This window comes from Enterobacter sichuanensis, assembly GCF_002939185.1.
Lineage (GTDB): Bacteria > Pseudomonadota > Gammaproteobacteria > Enterobacterales > Enterobacteriaceae > Enterobacter > Enterobacter sichuanensis.
This window is the reverse complement of record NZ_POVL01000010.1, coordinates 82,203-103,670: the sequence shown is the minus strand read 5'-3', so window position 1 is coordinate 103,670 and position 21,468 is coordinate 82,203. Positions and strand designations below refer to the sequence as shown.

The following is a 21,468-nucleotide window of genomic DNA, read 5'->3' as shown; positions in this document are numbered from 1 at the left end:
GGCCGCCGAGGAATGACAAGCGGAAAAATGCATTTTTATTTCAACCGCTCATCTTTTCACCAAAAAGACTAGTTTTGGTGCTTTTTAATTTCTTTTGGCAGGTCCGCCAGACTATTAATCACCCAATCCGCCGCTTTCTCCGCTTCTGGCGTGACTGGCTTACCGGTGCGAACCAATATTTTGGTGCCCACGCCCGCAGCCGCTGCTGCCTGCATATCTTCCAGTTTATCGCCCACCATATAAGAAGCAGCCATATCAATGTGCAGGAACTCTTGCGCAGAGATGAACATACCCGGATGCGGCTTACGGCAGTCACAGGTCTGACGATACTCTTCTACACTCCCCTGTGGGTGGTGCGGACAATAATAGATACCATCAAGATCCACCCCACGGTCAGCCAGGGACCAGTCCATCCATTCGGTCAGCGTCTCGAACTGCGCTTCGGTGAATTTACCCCGCGCAATACCGGACTGGTTCGTTACCACCACCAGCGCATAACCCATCTCTTTCAGCTGGCGCATTGCCTCTATTACGCCCTCGATAAACTCGAACTCATCAATCTCATGAACATAACCGTGATCCACATTAATAGTGCCGTCACGGTCGAGAAAAATTGCGGGTACTGATTTTGCCACCGGTTTGCTCCTGAAAAAGGCATGTTCAGCTAGTATCTCATGAATCGCAGCGCAATAAAGTGCCCATCGCACAGAGTTGGATTGATTTAGACGTCTGGATGCCTTAACATCCGTTTTGTTTACGGTCATCACCCGTATCTGGCAGAAGAAAATGCCACGGCTAACTTACATACGATAAAAATAATCTAATGATTAAACTTTCCAATATCACCAAAGTGTTCCAGCAGGGGAACCGAACCATTCAGGCGCTGAACAACGTCAGCCTGCATGTTCCTGCTGGTCAGATTTATGGCGTCATTGGCGCATCGGGTGCAGGTAAAAGCACGCTGATCCGTTGTGTTAACCTGCTTGAGCGCCCAACCCAGGGTAGTGTAGAAGTTGGCGGGCAAGAGCTTACCGCGCTTTCAGAGAAAGAACTCACTAAAGCGCGTCGTCAGATTGGCATGATTTTCCAGCACTTTAATCTGCTGGCATCCCGCACCGTTTTCGGCAACGTCGCCCTGCCGCTTGAGCTGGATAACACGCCGAAAGAAGAAGTGAAGCGTCGCGTCACCGAACTGCTCGACCTTGTCGGTCTGGGCGACAAACATGATAGTTACCCGGCAAATCTGTCTGGTGGGCAAAAGCAACGTGTGGCCATTGCCCGCGCGCTGGCCAGCAATCCTAAAGTATTGCTGTGCGATGAAGCCACCAGCGCATTAGACCCGGCCACCACGCGTTCTATTCTGGAACTGCTGAAGGACATTAACCGTCGCCTGGGCCTGACGATCCTTCTGATTACCCATGAAATGGACGTCGTGAAACGCATCTGTGATTGCGTCGCGGTGATCAGCAACGGCGAACTGATTGAGCAGGACACGGTAAGCGAAGTGTTCTCCCATCCGAAAACCCCGCTCGCGCAGCAGTTCATCCAGTCCACGCTGCACCTGGATATTCCGGAAGATTATCTGGAACGGTTGAAAACAGAACCGACAGCTGACAGCGTCCCGATGCTGCGCATGGAGTTTACCGGTCAGTCCGTTGATGCTCCCCTGCTTTCCGAAACCGCGCGTCGCTTTAACGTGAACAACAACATCATCAGCGCGCAGATGGATTACGCCGGTGGCGTGAAGTTCGGCATCATGTTGACAGAAATGCACGGCACACAAGAAGAAACCCAGGCAGCCATTGCCTGGCTGCAAGAACATCACGTAAAAGTAGAGGTACTGGGTTATGTCTGAGCCGATGATGTGGCTACTGGTTCGCGGCGTTTGGGAAACGCTGGCAATGACCTTTGTCTCTGGCTTTTTTGGTTTTGTCATTGGCCTGCCGGTCGGGGTGCTGCTGTACGTAACGCGTCCGGGTCAAATCATTGAGAACGCGAAGCTGTACCGCACGCTCTCTGCGCTGGTAAACATCTTCCGTTCTATCCCGTTCATTATTTTGCTGGTGTGGATGATTCCATTTACCCGCGTGATCGTCGGGACCTCTATCGGACTGCAGGCGGCCATCGTTCCGCTGACCGTCGGTGCCGCGCCGTTTATCGCTCGTATGGTGGAAAACGCCCTGCTGGAGATTCCAACCGGTTTGATCGAAGCGTCCCGCGCGATGGGTGCCACGCCAATGCAGATCGTTCGCAAAGTCCTGCTCCCTGAAGCACTGCCGGGCCTGGTGAATGCCGCTACCATTACGCTTATCACCCTGGTGGGGTATTCCGCGATGGGTGGTGCCGTCGGTGCCGGTGGTTTAGGTCAGATTGGTTACCAGTACGGCTATATTGGATATAACGCTACCGTGATGAATACCGTTCTGGTATTGCTGGTTGTTCTGGTTTATTTAATCCAGTTCTCTGGCGATCGCATCGTCCGGGCCGTTACGCACAAATAACGTTACACACAACACAAACTCGACGAGTTAAGGATAAAACATGGCGTTTAAATTAAAGACCTTTGCAGCAGTAGGCGCGCTAATCGGCTCTCTGGCACTGGTGGGTTGCGGTCAGGACGAAAAAGATCCAAACCACATTAAAGTGGGCGTTATCGTGGGTGCAGAACAGCAGGTCGCGGAAGTCGCGCAGAAGGTGGCAAAAGAGAAGTATGGCCTGGACGTTGAGCTGGTGACCTTTAACGATTATGTTCTGCCGAACGAAGCGCTGAGCAAAGGCGATATCGATGCGAACGCCTTCCAGCATAAGCCTTACCTGGATCAGCAGATCAAAGATCGTGGCTATAAACTGGTATCAGTAGGCAACACCTTCGTTTACCCAATCGCCGGTTACTCCAAAAAAATTAAATCGCTGGACGAGCTGCAGCCAGGCTCTCAGGTTGCCGTGCCAAACGACCCAACCAACCTCGGCCGTTCCCTGCTGCTCCTGCAGAAAGTGGGCCTGATCAAGCTGAAAGACGGTGTGGGCCTGCTGCCGACCGTTCTGGATGTGACCGAGAACCCGAAAAATCTGAAAATTGTGGAACTGGAAGCGCCTCAGCTGCCACGTTCCCTGGATGATGCGCAGATTGCGCTGGCCGTTATCAACACTACCTATGCCAGCCAGATTGGCCTGACGCCAGCGAAAGACGGTATCTTCGTTGAGGATAAGGACTCCCCATACGTAAACCTGATCGTGACTCGCGAAGACAACAAAGACGCGGAAAACGTGAAAAAGTTCGTTCAGGCCTATCAGTCTGAAGAAGTTTACCAGGAAGCCAACAAAGTGTTTAACGGCGGCGCGGTTAAAGGCTGGTAATCTCACCTCAGTGTAATATCATCAGGACGGGCTTATGCCCGTCTTGTCATTTGTGCAGGCAACTGATTCAATATCTGACGTTTTGATTATCCATTGAGGAAATATTATGCGTGCTTTACCGATCTGTCTTTTAGCACTCATGCTGAGCGGCTGTTCTATGCTAAGCAGATCTCCCGTTGAACCTGTTCAAAGCACGGCAACCCCGCCAAAAACCGAGCCTGCGAAACCGAAAGTGGTTCGCGCTGCGCCAGTTCGCATCATCACGAAGGCGGACGAACTCGTTGGTAAACCGTTCCGTGAGCTGGGTGAAGTGAGCGGTGAATCTTGTCAGGCGACCAATCAGGACTCACCACCGAATATTCCGACCGCGCGTAAACGTATGCAGATTAACGCGGCAAAAATGAAAGCCAATGCGGTCCTGCTGCACAGCTGCGAAGTGACCAGCGGCACTCCAAGCTGCTACCGTCAGGCGGTCTGCATCGGATCTGCGCTGAACATTACGGCGAAATGAGTGCATTTCAGTTCGAGCAGATAGGCATCATCCACTCTCCTTATAAAGAGAAGTTCGCCGTGCCCCGCCAGCCCGGTCTTGTTACCAGCGGCAACGGCGAGCTTCACCTGATAGCCCCTTACAATCAGGCTGATGCGGTGCGCGGGCTCGATGCCTTTAGCCATCTCTGGGTGGTGTTCGTGTTTCACCAGACGATGGAAGGCGGCTGGCGTCCTACCGTGCGTCCTCCTCGTCTTGGCGGAAATGCGAGAATGGGCGTGTTTGCGACTCGCTCGACTTTCCGTCCAAACCCGGTTGGCATGTCGCTGGTTGAGCTGAAAGGCATACGTTGCCAGAAAGATCAGGTGGTACTCGAGCTGGGTAGCCTGGATCTGGTCGACGGCACGCCGGTTATCGACATCAAACCCTATTTGCCTTTTGCCGAAGCCCTCCCGAATGCGCGCGCAAGTTATGCTCAGGATGCTCCCCAGGCGGATATGCCGGTCTGGTTTACCCCTGAGATAGACTCGCAGCTCAGTCAGCTGGAGAAACGCTACCCTCGTTTGCGGAATTTCATCACCGAAGTGCTGGCGCAGGACCCCCGTCCGGCCTACCGTAAAGAAGAGGAAGCAGGAAAAACGTACGCCGTCTGGCTGCTCGATTTTAACGTTCGCTGGCGCGTCACCGGGGCAGGTTTTGAAGTGTTTGCTCTTGAACCCAGGTAATTTTGTTCTCCTCTCTTTTGGCATCTTTGCCACACTGGTAAACTAAACCACTTTTTTTGTGTCAGGCTGGTGTTTCAGCCTGTTCCAATCGTCGAAATGGAACCGTAACAACATGCGTACTAGCCAATATCTGCTCTCCACTCTGAAGGAGACGCCTGCCGACGCCGAAGTGATCAGCCATCAGCTGATGCTGCGCGCCGGGATGATCCGCAAGCTGGCCTCCGGGTTATACACCTGGCTGCCGACCGGCGTGCGCGTCCTGAAAAAAGTCGAAAACATCGTGCGTGAAGAGATGAACAACGCCGGTGCTATCGAGGTGTCCATGCCTGTGGTTCAGCCCGCTGACCTGTGGCAGGAGAGCGGTCGTTGGGAACAGTATGGTCCTGAACTGCTGCGCTTTGTCGATCGTGGCGAGCGTCCGTTCGTTCTCGGCCCAACGCATGAAGAAGTCATCACCGACCTGATTCGTAATGAGCTGAGCTCTTACAAACAGCTGCCGCTGAACTTCTTCCAGATCCAGACCAAATTCCGTGACGAAGTTCGCCCACGCTTCGGCGTAATGCGCTCTCGCGAATTCCTGATGAAAGACGCCTACTCTTTCCATACCTCTCAGGAATCCCTGCAAGAGACCTACGACAAAATGTACGAGGCATACAGCAAAATCTTCTCCCGCATGGGGCTGGATTTCCGTGCTGTGCAGGCCGATACCGGCTCCATCGGCGGTAGCGCATCCCATGAATTCCAGGTGCTGGCACAGAGCGGTGAAGACGATGTGATCTTCTCTGACTCTTCTGATTACGCGGCGAATATCGAGTTTGCAGAAGCACTGGCACCAAAAGAACCTCGTGCTGCCGCAACGCAGGAAATGACGCTGGTAGATACGCCAAACGCGAAAACCATTGCCGAGCTGGTTGAGCAGTTCAACCTGCCTGTCGAAAAAACCGTGAAAACGCTGCTGGTGAAATCCACCGAAGGAAGCGCTTACCCGCTGGTAGCCCTGCTGGTGCGTGGCGATCACGAGCTTAACGAAGTGAAAGCAGAGAAGCTGCCGCAGGTCGCCAGCCCGCTGACCTTCGCAACGGAAGCGGAAATCCGTGCCGTGGTAAATGCAGGTCCAGGCTCGCTGGGTCCGGTGAATATGCCAGTACCTGTGGTTATTGACCGCACGGTAGCCGCGATGAGCGATTTCTCCGCGGGCGCTAACATCGACGGCAAACACTACTTCGGCATCAACTGGGATCGCGACGTCGCAACCCCTGAAGTAGCAGACATCCGTAACGTGGTCGCTGGCGATCCAAGCCCGGATGGCCAGGGTACTCTGATGATCAAGCGCGGTATCGAAGTCGGTCACATCTTCCAGTTGGGTGATAAATACTCTCGTGCACTGAACGCCGCGGTTCAGGGTGAAGATGGCCGTAACCAGATCCTGACCATGGGTTGCTACGGTATCGGGGTGACGCGTGTGGTGGCTGCGGCGATTGAGCAGAACTACGACGAGCGTGGCATCGTCTGGCCGGACAACATCGCGCCGTTCCAGGTGGCTATTCTGCCAATGAACATGCACAAATCTTACCGTGTGCAGGAGCTGGCCGAGAAACTGTACGCCGAGCTGCGCGCTCAGGGTATCGAAGTGCTGATGGACGACCGTAAAGAGCGTCCAGGCGTGATGTTTGCCGATATGGAACTGATCGGCATACCGCACACTGTCGTCATCGGCGACCGTAACCTCGACAGCGACGAGATTGAATACAAATACCGTCGCAGCGGCGAAAAACAGATGATCAAGACCGGCGACATTCTTGATTACCTGGTCAAAGCCATCAAGGGCTAAACAAAAAACCCCGCTCAGGCGGGGTTTTTTAATGGCTCAACGTCAGCTTATTTGCTGTTACAGTCTTTGCCCGCGACAAACTTCGCGTCTTTATCTGCCACCAGCGTTTTCACCATCTCACCGCTATCCGGGTTGGGCTCCAGCGTAAAGTGACCGTCAACCGTCAGTAATACCGGCTTGCTGTCATTGCCGCGCGCCACGGCATAATCGCGTTCAAGCTGCGCATTGTTTGCCACGCTGACTTTCCTGCCGGTTGCGCAGTCGGTGAATATCGCCGCATCCGCCATGTAGAAATACATTCCCCGCATTGCCATTGGCGTCGCAGGCAGGGCCGCTTTTACCGGCGCCAGCGTATAGTTGAACTGGGATTCGATTGGATTGCCTTCGCGATCCAACATCTCCATCCCCTCGCCTTTGGCGCGGAAATACGTTTTCTCGCCGGCGGTATCCGTCAGAACCAGCTTCTCCGCCGTTCGCGCCCATGTCCCGTAAGAGGCAAATGACGAAGGTTCTTTCGCGCCCTGATAGTGCTGATTCATCACCCAGGTTCCGTCTTTTTGCAGGAAAAGAGAGGTTTCAATGCCCTCACAGTCTGCGCAAGGCAATACACCGCGCCAGCTCTGCTGCATCGGCTTTAACTCTTCATTCTGTGCAGGCTGCAAAACCTGCGTTTCAGAACGGTTGTTACACCCAAAAAGCGCAAACAGCGTACTCACCGCCAGCGCTGACAATAATGCTTTTTTCACAATGAATTCCTTATGAAAATTGTGTTCCCTTTCGTCACTCTGTCGGGCGACGAACTTTACCGCGTAGTGCTTTCACTGTGGATTTCTGAGCCTTCGAGGACAGCCGGCGCTCTTTCGATGCGCGGGTTGGCCGCGTGGCCCGACGGCTTTTTTGTACCGTCGTTAATTCTTTGATGACCGCCACCAGCCTGGCTATTGCCGCTTCCCGGTTTAACTCCTGGCTGCGGTATTCCTGAGCTTTAATCACCATCACACCATCGCTGGTAATGAGGTGATGGCTGGCGGCGAGCAGGCTTTCTTTGTAATACTCTGGCAGGCTTGAGGCCCGAATGTCAAAACGCAAATGGATAGCCGTCGACGCCTTGTTGACGTGCTGCCCGCCAGCCCCCTGCGCACGGATGGCGGTGATCTCCAGCTCGCTGTCAGGGATGCTGACGCTTCGGGACAAGACGATCATGACGCGGGCTGCCACGCCGTTAAATGAATTTCCAGATTATTCTGAGAATCAGAGAGCCAGATGGCGCCATCCTGAATCGTCGCCTGCAAAACCATGGTCCGGCCAGCGAATTCGCTCAGCTGCGCCAGCTGCTCATCATCCAGATACCAGACCGTGAGATTTTTAAACTGTGCGCACTTGCTCTTGTTTTGCTGCCACCAAATCTCCGCAGCGCGCTGATTATATGCGAATAAGGCCACTTCTGCGGATTGCGTGCAGGCCTTCTTCATTCTGCGTTCATCCGGCAGACCGAGTTCGATCCACAAATCGATACCCAGATGATCGTTGCGCAGCCAGGCTTCAGGCTCATCTTCAGCGCTTAGCCCACGGGTAAATTGCAGCCGCTCGTCGGCGTACTTAATCCACGCCAGCAGGCGCAGCATCATGCGCTCCTGGGTTTCGGAAGGGTGGCGAGCCAGGGTCAGCGACGCATCCAGAAACTGGTTGCGATCAAGATCGGCCACATTGACCACTGCTTTATAAATTGTCGCTTTCAGCGCCATGAGAGAACTCCATTCGATTCAGGCGCACATTGTAGCGAAAACAGCGGCAAAAGGCTGTTACGGGGTGATAAATACACCACTATCAAGGCTCTGATATTGCTTAAATGAGTATGGTATAGTCACCTTGCTAAACCGAGTTTATCTTCGTAGGCTTAATGAGATCTCACAGTAAGTCAGTGCGCTGGCGGGAGGGGATGTGAACAATTATTGTGAGTTAATTCGCAAACGGTATGCGGAAATCGCCAGCGGAGATCTGGGGTATGTCCCGGACGCGTTGGGCTGTGTATTGAAAGTGCTTAATGAAGTGGCCTCTGATGAGAGCCTTTCAGAGTCGGTCAGGGAAAAAGCAGCGTATGCTGCGGCGAATTTACTGGTGAGCGATTATGTCGATGAATGATACCTATCAACCCATCAATTGTGATGACTATGACAACCTCGAACTCGCCTGCCAGCATCATTTAATACTGACGCTGGAGCTAAAAGATGGCGAAGTGTTGAAGGCGAAAGCCAGCGATCTGGTTTCACGTAAGAATGTGGAATATCTGGTAGTGGAAGATGGCGGGGCGACGCGTGAGCTGCGTCTGGATAAAATTGCCAGCTTCAGCCACCCGCAAATCGGCACCGTCGTGGTGAGCGAATCCTGATGAGACTAACGGGCAGCCTGGCTGCCCGTTACGCTTTCTGCCACTCAAAACTGACGCCCTCTTCCGACCACCCCGCTTCCGTGATGAAAACACCCGCAGCAGCAATCAGCGTTTCACCGTAAAACAGCAGCGGCGTGGTGTCGCGCAGCCATGGCGGCACGTTGCACTCCTGCCAGATCTTCTTAAGCTTGCGTCCCCCATTACGCCCGACGATATGCAGCATACCGCCAGCCTTAAAGCGAACGGTTACCGGCTCTCCTGACGCAGGCAGTCGCACATGCCCAGACGGCACCAGAGTTACACGCCCGATCTCACAGGGCAATATCAGCGGTGCGTCAGGGGAAGACCAGTCGAGCACCACATCAGTGAGTGAAGGCGTAGATTTTACCCACCAGAGCTCACCTTTAAAGCGTCTTACGTCAAAGCCGTTCAGGTGTACGCAAGGGGCAGCATCTTCCCGGGCCATTGCGACCTCGTCCCAGATGCGGCTCAGCATCGCCCGCGACGGCATCGCTGCGTGATGAGAGGCCAGCCAGCGTCGTAACAATGCGGCGCGACGTACCGGGCTCCTCCCTTGCAGCGGTGCAATTGCCAGCGCCCCATTTTCAGAGATCAGTTCAGCCAGCTCTTCGCTTAACAACTCATCGAGCAATGCTTCCTGTTCGGCGCACAGTATGGCGCTTCTTGCTGTCGCATCGGCAAAATGCGGCCAGCGCTCGCGCAACAGCGGGAGAACGCGCAAACGCAGAAAGTTACGGTCATAGCCGTCATCCTGGTTGCTCTCATCATCAATCCAGTTCAGCTGATGTTCTCGTGCCCAGGCTTCCAGCGACGCACGCGTTTCGCCAAGCAGTGGGCGCAGTAATTGCGTCCCGGCAAACTCAGCCCGCTCCGGCATGGCTGAAAGCCCCGCCGGCCCGCTGCCCCGCTTAAGCGCCAGCAAAAAGGTTTCGCACTGGTCATCCAGATGCTGGGCCGTGACCAACACTTCGCCGGGCTGTAGCGCGCCGGCAAACGCAGCATAGCGGGCTTTACGCGCCTGCGCCTCAACGCCCAGCCCCTCATCCTTAAGCGTGACGCGCTCCACAAGCAGTGGGATTGCCCAGGCTGCACACAAGGCTTCACAGTGCGCCACCCACGCCTCTGCGTGAGGGCTTAATCCATGATGAATATGCATTGCCCGAAGCTCGACATCGGGTTCCTGGTCGCGCCAGCATTTAAGACGATGGAGCAGAACGGTGGAATCCAGACCACCGCTAAACCCCACCAGCAGCTGGCGGTAAGGTGAAACGGCTTGTGCGATTGCGGGTAAGGTCATAGGAAATTACACATAAAAAATGCCCGAACGGAGCGGGCATTATCACACAGGACAAACATTACTGCTGGTAAAGCTCCAGCGGCAAACCGTCCGGATCGTTGAAAAAGGTAAAACGCTTGTCGGTGAACGGATCGACACGGATCGCCTCGCACGCGACGCCGTGCGCTTCCAGATGTTTGACTGCGTTATCCAGGTCATCAACGCTGAAGGCAAGATGACGTAGCCCACAGGCCTCCGGGCGGGACGGACGCGCAGGCGGAAAAGGAAAAGAGAACAGCTCAATCACATATTGCCCGTTCAACGCCAGATCGCCCTTCCAGGAGTCACGCTCCTCACGGTACGCCTCGCTCATCAGCGTAAAACCGAGGATATCGCAGTAGAAGGCCTTACTTTTCGCGTAATCGGTCGCAATGATCGCAATATGGTGAACCTGTTTTAAACCCAGCATAGCTTCTCCTTTTTATGATGCCTGAACGTTACAACCGAAAACCCACACCTGGCAAGCGGTCACCTTTATTTTAGGACTCGCACCCAGTAAACACCGTTTTCATCGCGCTTCGCCCCGTGAATATCCGTCTCAAAACCCGGGTAGTGACGTCCTACTGAACAGAGCATCAGCAGGAAATCGAGCACGGCCCGGCTCGCTTCGGTAATCATCTCTCCTGGCATCAGGAGCGGTACGCCCGGCGGGTAAGGCAGGATCATGTTAGCCGATACGCGTCCGACCAGGTTTTCCAGCTCGACGGTTTCAACCTCCCCTTTCACCTGGCGCTGCCAGGCGTTGTGCGGCGTGAGTTTCATCTCGGGCAAGACATCAAAAGCCTGAAGCATGAGGCGCGGCAGATCGTGCTGACGGATCAGCCTGTGGATCCCCTGGGCCAGATCCTGAATGCGCATATTGCGGTAGAAATCAGGATCCTCCGCGTAGAGATCCGGCAGCATATTCTTCACCCGCAGGTTGAGATCGTAGGCGCGCTTAAACTCCATCAGGCCGCGCAACAGCCCCATCGCCCGGGTCTTATCAATCCCAATGCTGAAGAGGAACAGGAGGTTATAGGGGCCCGTTTTTTCCACTACCACGCCCCGTTCATCAAGGAACTTCGCCACCAGCGCGGCCGGGATCCCCTCATCGCTCATCCTGCCCTGTTCATCCATACCCGGCGTCAGGATCGTCACTTTTACCGGATCGAGGAACATGTGATCGCCATCGGCATCCCGGAAGCCATGCCAGCCTTCACCGGGTGAAACCGGCCAGCACGCCGCCTCATCAATCTCTTCCGGCTGCCAGATATCAAAGAACCAGCCGTCGGCTTCCTCTTTTAACCGCTGAACTTCTTTGCGGAAATGCAGCGCCCTCTCCACTGAACGATTAATAAGACGTTTGCCCGGATTACCGCGTAGCATCGCCGCCGCCGTTTCAATGGAAGCCACCAGCGGATAGCTCGGTGAGGTAGTGGTGTGCATCATAAAGGCTTCGTTAAAGGTCTCTTCATCGTACTCGCCTTTGATGTGAATAAGCGAAGCCTGAGAAAACGCCGCCAGCATTTTGTGCGTCGACTGCGTTTCGAAGAACACTTTGCCCGGTACGCGTTCACCGCTCATGCCGCTTTTCCCTGCGTAAATCGGGTGGAAATTGGTGTACGGTACCCATGCGGAATCGAAGTGGATCGACGGCACGTCCAGCGTCTTTTTGATCCAGTCCGTGTTGTACAGCAGACCGTCATAGGTTGAATTGGTGATCACCGCATGGACAGGCCAGCTTGCGCCGGGAATGGCCGCAACCTTGCTTTCAATGGCGTCATGCGTAAACTCGCGCCGCGGAATACCGCCAAGAATACCAAGCGCGTTTCGCGTGGGCGACAGCCAGAGCGGTACGACGTCGCTCATCATGAGCAAGTGTGCCAGCGATTTATGGCAGTTACGGTCAATCAGCAGAGTGCTGCCAGCAGGTGCAGCGTACATCCCGACGATTTTGTTCGAGGTCGAAGTACCGTTGGTGACCATATAGCTCTGCTCGGCACCAAAGGTGCGGGCGATGTACTCTTCGGCTTCAAGATGCGGGCCGGTGTGATCGAGCAGAGAGCCCAGTTCAGTGACTGAAATGGATACGTCCGCTTTCAGCGTGTTGCCACCGAAGAAGTCGTAGAACAGGCAGCCCACCGGGCTCTTTTGATAGGCTGTCCCCGCCATATGGCCTGGCGTACAGAAGGTATATTTGCCCTCCTTCACGTAGGTGAAGAGCGCGCGGGTAAACGGCGGGGTAATATTTTCGAGATATTCACCGGTATATTGCTGAATACGGGTCGCAATATCTTCCGCAACGCCGAGCGAATATTCAAAGAACCACAGCGCCATACGCATATCATTGGCGCTGACGTCCATGGTCGAGTGGGTATTAATAAATGCGTATAGCGGGAGGTATTCGTTCAGCTTGTTGATATCGCTGCACAGTTCGAGATCATATTCATCCCAGTCGAAGATCACCCCACAGATACGTGGGTTGTGCTCGATGAACTTCAGCAGGTCAGCGCTGTTGTGCGGCCAGATCAGCTGATACCCGCGCGCCTGCAGGGCCTGCTCCAGCTCCTTGATGGGCTCGTCTTTATAGAAGACGCCGTGCGGCCCCATAATGGCAATGATGTTCACGGTTTACCTCCTTGAAAAACATTAGCTAAGCATAGTTAAGGTAAACGGCAGGTATAAAAAAAGCCGCAACATTGTGCGGCTTTTCAGATAATTGTGAAGCTTACGCGTAACCGTAGGTCATCAGACGCTGGTAACGACGATTGAGGAGATCCTCTGTGCTCAGCACATCAAGATCCGCCAGGTCAGCCAGCAGCTGCGCTTTCAGGGAAGCCGCCATCGCTTCCGGCTTACGATGCGCACCACCCAGCGGTTCCGGAATGATGGAATCAATAAGCTTCAGCTCTTTCAGGCGTGGCGCAATGATGCCCATCGCTTCTGCAGCCAGAGGCGCTTTGTCGGCACTTTTCCACAGAATGGACGCACAGCCTTCCGGGGAGATAACGGAATAGGTGCTGTACTGCAGCATATTCACTTTATCGCCCACGCCAATCGCCAGCGCGCCGCCGGAACCGCCTTCACCAATAACGGTACAAATGACCGGTACCTTCAGACGGGACATCTCACGCAGGTTACGTGCGATAGCTTCAGACTGACCGCGTTCTTCCGCGCCCACGCCAGGGTATGCCCCCGGGGTGTCAATAAAGGTGATGATTGGCATATTAAAACGCTCAGCCATCTCCATCAGACGCAGGGCTTTACGGTAACCTTCCGGTGCTGGCATACCAAAGTTACGACGGATTTTCTCTTTGGTTTCACGACCTTTCTGATGACCAATGATCATCACCGGGCGTCCGTCCAGACGCGCGATACCGCCAACGATAGCTTTGTCGTCAGCGTATGCGCGATCGCCTGCCAGTTCGTCAAATTCGTCAAACGCCAGGCGGACATAATCCAGGGTGTACGGACGCTGCGGGTGGCGTGCCAGCTGGGCTACCTGCCATGCGCCGAGATCGGCAAAGATTTTGCGCGTCAACTCTACGCTTTTTTCGCGCAGACGATGCACTTCTTCGTCGATGTTAATATCCAGTTTTTCATCCTGACGGCTTACCGCTGTCAGAGAATCGATTTTCGCTTCCAGCTCAGCAATCGGCTGTTCGAAATCAAGGAAATTCAGACTCATAGTATTCCTGTATTAGTCAAACTCCAGTTCCACCTGCTCCGAACCAATGAGGCCACGGAGATCGTTCAGTAAACGATCGCTCGGAGAGACACGCCACGTTGCACCAAAGCGCAACCGCGCACGTGCATCCGCCCTCTGATAGTAGAGATGTACTGGAATTGTCCCCGAGCGGTGGGGTTCCAGAGACTGACGGAGTCGGTTTAAAAGCTGGTCATCAATTTGCCTGTCCGTCAGCGAGATAGCAAGCCCGCGAGCATATTTTTCCCGGGCTTCGTCAATGTCCATCACTTCGCGGGCGGTCATTTTAAGCCCCCCACTGAAGTCATCAAAGCTGACCTGTCCGCTGACGATAAGTATGCGGTCTTTTTCCAGCAATTGCTGGTATTTATCCAGCGCGTCGGTGAACAACATCACCTCCAGACGCCCGGAACGGTCATCCAACGTACAGATGCCGATACGATTGCCGCGCTTGGTGACCATAACCCTTGCAGCAATCACGAGCCCCGCAGCCGTGGTGATTTTACCACGTTCTGTCGGATGCATGTCTTTCAGCCGATAGCCTCCGACATAGCGCTCAATTTCTTTAATGTACTGGTTGATCGGGTGACCCGTCAGGTACAAGCCCAGCGTTTCACGTTCACCGTCCAGCACCACCTGTTCTGGCCACGGCAGACAGTTGGCATAAGACTGTTCGATCTGCTCCGGCTCTTCCGCCAGCACGCCGAACATATCCGCCTGGCCAATGGCTTCCGCTTTGGCGTGCTGATCCGCCGCTTTCAGGGCGTCCCCGAGGGAGTTCATCAGCGCCGCGCGGTGTGGCCCCAGCCTGTCGAATGCGCCGGACATGATCAGTTTTTCAAGCACGCGACGGTTCAGTTTTTTGGTATCGGTACGGGCGCACAGATCGAACAGCTCGCGGAAATAACCGCCGTTGTTACGCGCTTCGATGATCGCCTCGATCGGCCCCTCGCCCACGCCTTTGATCGCACCGATCCCGTAGACAATTTCCCCGTGCTCGTTAACGTGGAAATGATAAAGGCCTGAGTTGATATCCGGCGGCAGGATCTTCAGCCCCATACGCCAGCACTCGTCCACCAGCCCCACGACTTTCTCGGTGTTGTCCATATCGGCGGTCATTACCGCCGCCATAAACTCAGCGGGATAGTGCGCTTTCAACCACAGCGTCTGATACGAAACCAAAGCATAGGCGGCGGAGTGGGATTTGTTAAATCCGTACCCGGCGAATTTCTCCACCAGGTCGAAGATTTTCATCGCCAGTTCGCCGTCAATGCCGTTTTTCTTCGCGCCGTCTTCGAAGATGGAGCGCTGCTTGGCCATCTCTTCCGGCTTTTTCTTACCCATCGCACGACGCAGCATGTCCGCGCCGCCGAGCGTATAGCCTGAGAGCACCTGGGCAATCTGCATAACCTGTTCCTGATACAGGATGATGCCGTATGTTGGCTCCAGTACCGGCTTCAGGCTTTCATGCTGCCACTGCACGTCCGGGTAGGAAATCTCTTCGCGCCCGTGCTTACGGTCGATAAAGTTATCCACCATCCCCGACTGCAGCGGGCCCGGACGGAACAGCGCCACCAGTGCGATCATATCTTCGAAGCAGTCAGGCTGCAGACGCTTAATCAGATCTTTCATGCCGCGGGATTCAAGCTGGAAGACCGCGGTGGTCTCCGAGCGCTGCAGCATGTCGAAACTTTTCTTGTCATCCAGCGGGATAGCGGCGATATCCAGCGGCGGTTCGCCGTTCTTTTCGCGGCGGGCGTTGATCATCTCCAGCGCCCAGTTGATGATGGTGAGCGTACGCAGACCGAGGAAGTCGAACTTCACCAGCCCGGCGTATTCTACGTCGTTCTTATCAAACTGGGTTACCGGATGCTGGCCCGCTTCATCGCAGTAGAGCGGCGCAAAATCGGTGATTTTGGTAGGGGCGATAACCACCCCACCCGCATGCTTACCGGCGTTACGCGTCACGCCTTCCAGCTTACGCGCCATGTCGATCAGCGCTTTGACCTCTTCGTCCGCTTCGTAGATTTCCGGCAGCTGCGGCTCGGCTTCGAAGGCTTTCGCCAGCGTCATGCCCGGATCGGGCGGCACCAGTTTAGAGATGCGATCGACGAAACCATACGGATGCCCCAGCACGCGGCCCACGTCGCGGATAACCGCTTTTGCCGCCATCGTACCGAAGGTAATAATCTGCGATACCGCGTCACGGCCATACATGTCAGCCACGTGCTCAATAACCTGGTCACGTTTTTCCATGCAGAAGTCGACGTCGAAGTCGGGCATCGAAACACGTTCCGGGTTAAGAAAACGTTCGAACAGCAGGTCAAATTCCAGCGGATCGAGGTCGGTGATTTTAAGCGCATAGGCCACCAGCGAGCCTGCACCGGAGCCACGGCCCGGTCCGACCGGTACGCCGTTATCCTTCGACCACTGGATAAACTCCATCACGATCAGGAAGTAGCCCGGGAACCCCATCTGGTTAATCACCTGGAGTTCAATATCCAGGCGTTCGTCATACTCCGGGCGACGTTTTTTACGTTCTTCTTCATCCGGGAAGAGGAATGCCAGACGCTCTTCCAGACCTTCTTTTGATTTCATGACCAGGAAGTCTTCCGTGGTCATATCTCCCGTCGGGAACTGCGGCAGGAAGTATTCGCCGAGGCGAACGGTAACGTTACAACGCTTGGCTATCTCAACGCTGTTTTCCAGCGCTTCCGGGATATCGGAGAAGAGTTCGCACATCTCCTCCTCGCTGCGCATATACTGCTGCGACGAGTAATTGCGCGGACGTTTGGGATCGTCAAGGGTGAAGCCATCATGGATCGCTACGCGAATTTCGTGGGCGTCAAAATCACCGGCCTCAAGGAAGCGCACATCGTTGGTGGCAACCACAGGCAACCCACGCTCTTCAGCCAGCGCCACGGCGGCATGGAGATAGCGCTCTTCATCCGGACGGCCGGTACGGATCAATTCCAGATAATAACGATCCGGGAAGTGCTCTTCATAGAACGACACACACTGATCCACCAGCGCCATATTGCCACGCAACAGGGATTTGCCGACGTCACCCATACGGCCGCCTGAGATTAGCAGCAGCCCTTCGTTCAGCTCCGCCAGCCAGTCGCGATCGATCCACGGCCCTAACGCGCCATAACCGCGCTGATAGGCTTTTGAGATAAGCAGCGTGAGGTTTTGATATCCCGTGTTGTTCATCGCCAGCACGGAGATTTGCGTCATTTCATCGCCGATGAGATCGCTCTGCACGTGAAAATCAGCGCCGACGATCGGCTTCATCCCCGCGCCATGCGCCGTTCCGTAGAACTTCACCAGGCCACACAGGTTGGTAAAATCGGTGATCGCCAGCGCAGGCATGCCAAGAGAGGCCGCCTTTTTTACCAGCGGCCCGGTCTTCGCCAGCCCATCGATCATGGAGTAGTCGCTATGCACCCGCAGGTGTACGAAACGTGGTTCAGCCATCTTCAGATTCCGCGTTACTTAATTGCTTGCGTATTGATTCAGGACACCCGTCCCAGCGCGCGTTTCACCGGGCCAAAACTGCGCCGGTGATGTTCGGTTGCGCCATGTTCAGCCAGTCTTTCCAGATGGAAAGCCGTAGGATAGCCCTTATGCTGGGCGAAGCCATACTGAGGGTAAGTAAGATCCAGCGCGGCCATTTCGGCGTCGCGTGTCACTTTGGCAATAATAGAAGCTGCGCTGATTTCCGCGACCCGGCTATCGCCTTTGACAACCGCCATGGAAGGCATGGGCAATGCCGGACAGCGGTTGCCGTCAATCAGGACATATTCAGGCGCAATTTTCAGACCCGCGACCGCACGCTGCATCGCCAGCATCGTGGCATGCAGAATATTCAGCTCGTCTATTTCATGCGGCTCAGCACGTCCCAGGCTCCAGGCCAGCGCCTTCTCCTGAATCTCACTAAACAGCGCCAGTCGCCGCTTTTCGGACAATTTTTTAGAGTCGTTCAGCCCGATAATCGGACGGGCCGGATCGAGGATCACCGCAGCGGTCACTACAGCCCCCACTAACGGACCACGGCCGACTTCGTCCACACCCGCCACAAGGTGGGTGTGAGGATAAACAAATTCCATCATTTTGCTAACTCCAGCACCGCATCAGCCGCTTGCTCATCGGCATTACAGCGGATCTGCTGATGCAGTTCGCGGAACGTATCATGCATCTGGTGGCTGGTCTTACCGTTGGCGAGCAGCGGTAACAACGCATCGGCCAACGCCTGAGGCTGACACTCATCCTGCAGCAGTTCTTTCACCAGCTCGCGCCCGGCAAGCAGGTTTGGCAGGGAGACATACTCCGTTTTCACCAGACGTTTTGCCAGCCAGAACGTGAACGGCTTCATGCGATAGCCTACCACCATCGGGCATTTTGCCAGCATGCACTCCAGGGCTGCCGTACCGGAGGCCAGCAGCGCGGCATCGCTCGCAACCATCGCCTCACGGCCTTTTCCATCCAACAGATGGATGTGGAGATCCGGTGCAACCTCGGCTTTAATACGCTCAAACTGCTCCCGGCGTTTAGCATTCACCAGCGGCACAACCACTTCGAGATCGGGATACGTATTGCGCAGAATTTGCGCGGTTTTCAGGAAGTCCGCGCTAAGCATCTCCACTTCTGCGCCACGACTGCCCGGCAGCAGTGCCAGACAGTGCGCATCATGCGGGATACCCAGCACGTCACGCGCCGCGTTTTTATCCGGATCCAGCGGCATCGCATCCGCCATGGTATGTCCGATAAAACGGCACGGAACATTGAATTTATCGTAAAACGCTTTTTCGAAAGGCAGGAAAGCCAGCACCAGGTTGGTGGACCGCCCAATTTTGAAAACACGTTTCTGTCGCCACGCCCAGACGGACGGACTGACGTAGTGAATGGTTTTAATGCCCTGCTTTTTCAGATTCCCTTCGAGGGTAATGTTGAAATCAGGCGCATCAATACCGACAAAGACATCGGGTTTGAGCTCGGTAAAGCGGCGGGTGAGATCGGCACGAATATGCAGTAAACGGCGTAACCGCCCCAGCACCTCAACGATGCCCATCACGGCCAGCTCTTCCATTTCGTACCAGGCTTCACAGCCTTCGGCCTGCATCAGCGGGCCAGCAACGCCCACAAAGCGTGCGTCAGGGACACGCGCCTTCAGCGCGCGGATGAGACCTGCACCAAGAATATCGCCGGAGGTTTCTCCGGCGACCAGGGCTATCGTAAGCGGACGACTGTCGACCATTAACGAATCAGACCCCTCGTGGAACGGTCAAAGAATTCCATGAACGCGTTCACTTCCGGGTGCTTTTTCGCCAGTTCGGCAATTTCCGGCTTCGCCTCTTCCAGCGTTTTACCGCTACGGTACAGCAGTTTGTACGCGTTGCGGATGGCAGTAATCGCTTCGCGGCTAAAACCACGACGCTTGAGGCCTTCGATGTTCACGCCAAACGGCGTGGCATGGTTGCCCTGCGCAATCACATAAGGTGGGACGTCCTGCGCCACACCGGAGCATCCGCCGACCATCACGTGCGCACCAATGATGCAGAACTGATGGACTGCGGTCATGCCGCCAATAATTGCGAAGTCATCAACCGATACGTGTCCTGCCAGCGTGGCATTGTTGGCAAGAATACAGCGGTCACCCACGGTACAGTCGTGCGCGATATGCGCATTAACCATAAACAGGTTATCGCTGCCCACCTTCGTCAACCCACCACCCTGTACTGTTCCACGATGAATGGTGACGCTTTCGCGAATACGGTTACGATCGCCGATTTCCACACGGGTCGACTCACCAGCATATTTAAGATCCTGGTTAACTTCGCCGATGGAGGCGAACTGATAGATCTCGTTATTGCAGCCGATGGTCGTGTGACCATTCACCACAACGTGAGATTTCAGTACTGTACCCTCACCAATTTCGACATGGGGTCCAACAATACAAAACGGACCAATATGGGCGTTAGCACCAATGATGGCACCCACTTCCACAATGGCGGTAGGATGAATAAAGGCGGATTTATCAATCACGTATCAGGACTCCCGGCTACGAGCACACATCATTGTCGCTTCGCAAACAACTTTGCCGTCAACCAGCGCTACGCCTTTGAAGCGAGTCAGGCCACGACGCGTTTTTTCAAAAGTGACTTCCATGATCATCTGATCACCAGGCACGACAGGACGCTTAAAGCGTGCTTCATCGATACCCGCGAAGTAATACAGTTCACCTGGCTCCAGTTTGCCAACGCTTTTAAACGCCAGAATACCGGTAGCCTGTGCCATGGCTTCGAGGATCAACACGCCCGGGAAGATGGGTTTCCCCGGGAAGTGTCCCTGGAAGAACGGCTCATTCACGGAAACATTTTTCACTGCGCGCAGAAAACGACCTTCTTCAAAGTCCAGCACACGGTCTACCAGCAGAAACGGGTAGCGGTGCGGCAGAAGTTCTAAAATCTCTTCAATATGCAGAGTATGAGTGTCAGTAGTCAAAATACTCTTCCTGTCAAAATGTACTGATAACAATAATAACACGGCCTGCCGGTTTATTAGAAAGCCGACAGGCCGGGAAAAATAGCGTTAAACGGATGACGCTTAGTCTTGTTGATCGATCTTGCGCTCAAGGGACTTGAGGCGCTTGCTCATATCATCAATGTTCATCACCAGAGCTGCTGTTTTACGCCATACCTTGTTGGGTTGCAGCGGAATGCCTGAGGAATAGACGCCAGGTTCAGTGATGGGACGCATTACCATGCCCATACCCGTCACCGTCACCTTGTCGCATATTTCCATGTGGCCATTAATCACGCTTGCGCCGCCAATCATACAATAACGGCCAATTTTCAGGCTGCCGGCCATGATGACGCCCCCCGCAACCGCGGTATTGTCGCCAATCACAACGTTATGCGCAATCTGACACTGGTTATCGATGATAACACCATTGCCGATGATGGTATCGTCCAGCGCGCCACGGTCAATGGTGGTACAGGCGCCGATCTCCACGCGATCGCCAATGATAACGCGACCCAGTTGTGGGATCTTAACCCAATTACCCCGATCGTTAGCGTAACCAAAGCCATCAGAACCAATCACGGTGCTGGACTGGACGAGGCAATTTTCGCCAATTTCAACTTCATGATAAACGGACACATTAGCCCATAAACGGGTCCCCGCGCCGATTTTCGTATTTTTCCCAACGAAGCAACCCGGGCCAATGACGACGTTATCGCCCAGCACGACGCCGGACTCAATAACCGCATTGGCGCCCACGGCGACGTTGTTACCCAGCTGCGCCGTCGGATCAATCGCTGCACTGGCAGCAATGTTCTGGGCCGGCTGCGGCGTGGTATCAAGAATTTGAGCCATGCGTGCATACGTCAGGTAGGGATTTTTCACTACCAGTGCCGCGCTAGTGGCAAACGGAAGATCGTCCTGCGTCAGAACAACAGCTGACGCCTGGCATTGAGCCAGTTGCTCACGGTACTTAGGGCTTACCATGAAGGTAATCGTGCCAGCTTTAGCAGATTGCATGGACGCAACAGCGGTGATGACGATATCGCCATCACCGTGTAATTCTGCATCCAACTGCTGAGCTAAATCAGCCAGTCGAATTGAAGGCATTA

Annotated in this window: 22 protein-coding genes; 8 read left to right on the top strand and 14 right to left on the bottom strand. The window is 54.6% G+C overall.

Translation table 11 applies throughout. The annotated features are described in order from the left end of the window. Positions 1-68 precede the first annotated feature (68 nt). On the bottom strand, positions 69-635 hold the full coding sequence (gmhB, locus tag C5687_RS07065) for a D-glycero-beta-D-manno-heptose 1,7-bisphosphate 7-phosphatase (RefSeq protein ID WP_025756838.1): 567 nt from the start codon (positions 633-635) through the stop codon (positions 69-71). 188 nt (positions 636-823) lie between these two features. Here gmhB and metN point away from each other — a divergent pair, with 188 nt between their 5' ends. The 6 genes from metN (at position 824) to proS (ending at position 6,403) form a co-directional block, all read left to right on the top strand. Continuing rightward, positions 824-1,855, top strand: coding sequence for a methionine ABC transporter ATP-binding protein MetN (metN, locus tag C5687_RS07060; RefSeq protein ID WP_023334590.1), 1,032 nt, complete (start codon positions 824-826; stop codon positions 1,853-1,855). Further along, positions 1,848-2,501, top strand: a complete 654-nt coding sequence (locus tag C5687_RS07055) for a methionine ABC transporter permease MetI (protein WP_003856130.1) — start codon at positions 1,848-1,850, stop codon at positions 2,499-2,501. Before metN ends, C5687_RS07055 begins: the two co-directional genes overlap by 8 nt. Before the next feature lie 40 nt (positions 2,502-2,541). Beyond that, positions 2,542-3,357, top strand: a complete 816-nt coding sequence (gene metQ, locus C5687_RS07050; RefSeq protein ID WP_104556645.1) for a methionine ABC transporter substrate-binding lipoprotein MetQ — start codon at positions 2,542-2,544, stop codon at positions 3,355-3,357. Positions 3,358-3,463: 106 nt separating this feature from the next. Next, positions 3,464-3,868 carry an Rcs stress response system protein RcsF gene (rcsF, locus tag C5687_RS07045; protein ID WP_104556644.1) on the top strand — a complete coding sequence of 135 codons (405 nt, stop codon included), beginning with the start codon at positions 3,464-3,466 and terminating at the stop codon, positions 3,866-3,868. Continuing rightward, positions 3,865-4,572: a tRNA (N6-threonylcarbamoyladenosine(37)-N6)-methyltransferase TrmO gene (gene tsaA, locus C5687_RS07040; protein WP_104556643.1), complete on the top strand. Its 708-nt coding sequence runs from the start codon at positions 3,865-3,867 to the stop codon at positions 4,570-4,572. Before rcsF ends, tsaA begins: the two co-directional genes overlap by 4 nt. A gap of 112 nt (positions 4,573-4,684) precedes the next feature. Continuing rightward, positions 4,685-6,403, top strand: coding sequence for a proline--tRNA ligase (gene proS, locus C5687_RS07035; RefSeq protein WP_045285883.1), 1,719 nt, complete (start codon positions 4,685-4,687; stop codon positions 6,401-6,403). Between the two features lie 47 nt (positions 6,404-6,450). Here the strand turns inward: proS and nlpE are convergent, their stop codons facing one another. From nlpE to C5687_RS07020, 3 genes are read right to left on the bottom strand one after another with little or no spacing between them, the layout of a single operon-like run. Next, positions 6,451-7,149 carry an envelope stress response activation lipoprotein NlpE gene (nlpE, locus tag C5687_RS07030; RefSeq protein ID WP_047957790.1) on the bottom strand — a complete coding sequence of 233 codons (699 nt, stop codon included), beginning with the start codon at positions 7,147-7,149 and terminating at the stop codon, positions 6,451-6,453. A gap of 34 nt (positions 7,150-7,183) precedes the next feature. Then, entirely contained in the window at positions 7,184-7,606 is a 423-nt protein-coding gene (arfB, locus tag C5687_RS07025) for an alternative ribosome rescue aminoacyl-tRNA hydrolase ArfB (protein WP_059385820.1), read from the bottom strand. Continuing rightward, on the bottom strand, positions 7,603-8,148 hold the full coding sequence (locus tag C5687_RS07020) for a YaeQ family protein (RefSeq protein WP_025756831.1): 546 nt from the start codon (positions 8,146-8,148) through the stop codon (positions 7,603-7,605). The genes arfB and C5687_RS07020 overlap by 4 nt, the downstream gene beginning before the upstream one ends. Before the next feature lie 196 nt (positions 8,149-8,344). On the opposite strand from C5687_RS07020, the gene C5687_RS07015 reads away from it, so the two are divergent. Both C5687_RS07015 and rof read left to right on the top strand, forming a co-directional pair. Then, on the top strand, positions 8,345-8,545 hold the full coding sequence (locus tag C5687_RS07015) for a YaeP family protein (RefSeq protein WP_008501889.1): 201 nt from the start codon (positions 8,345-8,347) through the stop codon (positions 8,543-8,545). Continuing rightward, entirely contained in the window at positions 8,532-8,792 is a 261-nt protein-coding gene (gene rof, locus C5687_RS07010; RefSeq protein WP_025756830.1) for a Rho-binding antiterminator, read from the top strand. The genes C5687_RS07015 and rof overlap by 14 nt, the downstream gene beginning before the upstream one ends. A gap of 28 nt (positions 8,793-8,820) precedes the next feature. On the opposite strand, the gene tilS is transcribed toward rof, so the two are convergent. The 10 genes from tilS to lpxD form a co-directional block, all read right to left on the bottom strand. Continuing rightward, a complete protein-coding gene (gene tilS, locus C5687_RS07005; RefSeq protein ID WP_104556642.1) occupies positions 8,821-10,110 on the bottom strand; it encodes a tRNA lysidine(34) synthetase TilS in 1,290 nt (429 codons plus the stop codon). Between the two features lie 58 nt (positions 10,111-10,168). Further along, positions 10,169-10,558 carry a VOC family protein gene (locus tag C5687_RS07000; RefSeq protein ID WP_025756828.1) on the bottom strand — a complete coding sequence of 130 codons (390 nt, stop codon included), beginning with the start codon at positions 10,556-10,558 and terminating at the stop codon, positions 10,169-10,171. 65 nt (positions 10,559-10,623) lie between these two features. Next, positions 10,624-12,756 (bottom strand): lysine decarboxylase LdcC, encoded by a 2,133-nt coding sequence (locus C5687_RS06995; protein WP_095451918.1) that lies wholly within the window; start codon positions 12,754-12,756, stop codon positions 10,624-10,626. Between the two features lie 100 nt (positions 12,757-12,856). Then, on the bottom strand, positions 12,857-13,816 hold the full coding sequence (gene accA, locus C5687_RS06990) for an acetyl-CoA carboxylase carboxyl transferase subunit alpha (RefSeq protein WP_025756826.1): 960 nt from the start codon (positions 13,814-13,816) through the stop codon (positions 12,857-12,859). A gap of 12 nt (positions 13,817-13,828) precedes the next feature. Further along, positions 13,829-17,311: a DNA polymerase III subunit alpha gene (gene dnaE, locus C5687_RS06985; RefSeq protein WP_094917980.1), complete on the bottom strand. Its 3,483-nt coding sequence runs from the start codon at positions 17,309-17,311 to the stop codon at positions 13,829-13,831. A gap of 38 nt (positions 17,312-17,349) precedes the next feature. After that, positions 17,350-17,946, bottom strand: coding sequence for a ribonuclease HII (rnhB, locus tag C5687_RS06980; protein ID WP_025756824.1), 597 nt, complete (start codon positions 17,944-17,946; stop codon positions 17,350-17,352). Next, entirely contained in the window at positions 17,943-19,091 is a 1,149-nt protein-coding gene (gene lpxB, locus C5687_RS06975; protein WP_045285879.1) for a lipid-A-disaccharide synthase, read from the bottom strand. The genes rnhB and lpxB overlap by 4 nt, the downstream gene beginning before the upstream one ends. After that, positions 19,091-19,879 carry an acyl-ACP--UDP-N-acetylglucosamine O-acyltransferase gene (gene lpxA, locus C5687_RS06970; protein WP_025756822.1) on the bottom strand — a complete coding sequence of 263 codons (789 nt, stop codon included), beginning with the start codon at positions 19,877-19,879 and terminating at the stop codon, positions 19,091-19,093. The genes lpxB and lpxA overlap by 1 nt, the downstream gene beginning before the upstream one ends. A 3-nt stretch (positions 19,880-19,882) precedes the next feature. Continuing rightward, positions 19,883-20,338: a 3-hydroxyacyl-ACP dehydratase FabZ gene (gene fabZ / locus C5687_RS06965; protein WP_010426706.1), complete on the bottom strand. Its 456-nt coding sequence runs from the start codon at positions 20,336-20,338 to the stop codon at positions 19,883-19,885. 102 nt (positions 20,339-20,440) lie between these two features. Beyond that, positions 20,441-21,466 (bottom strand): UDP-3-O-(3-hydroxymyristoyl)glucosamine N-acyltransferase, encoded by a 1,026-nt coding sequence (lpxD, locus tag C5687_RS06960; RefSeq protein WP_025756821.1) that lies wholly within the window; start codon positions 21,464-21,466, stop codon positions 20,441-20,443. Between the last annotated feature and the right edge of the window lie 2 nt (positions 21,467-21,468).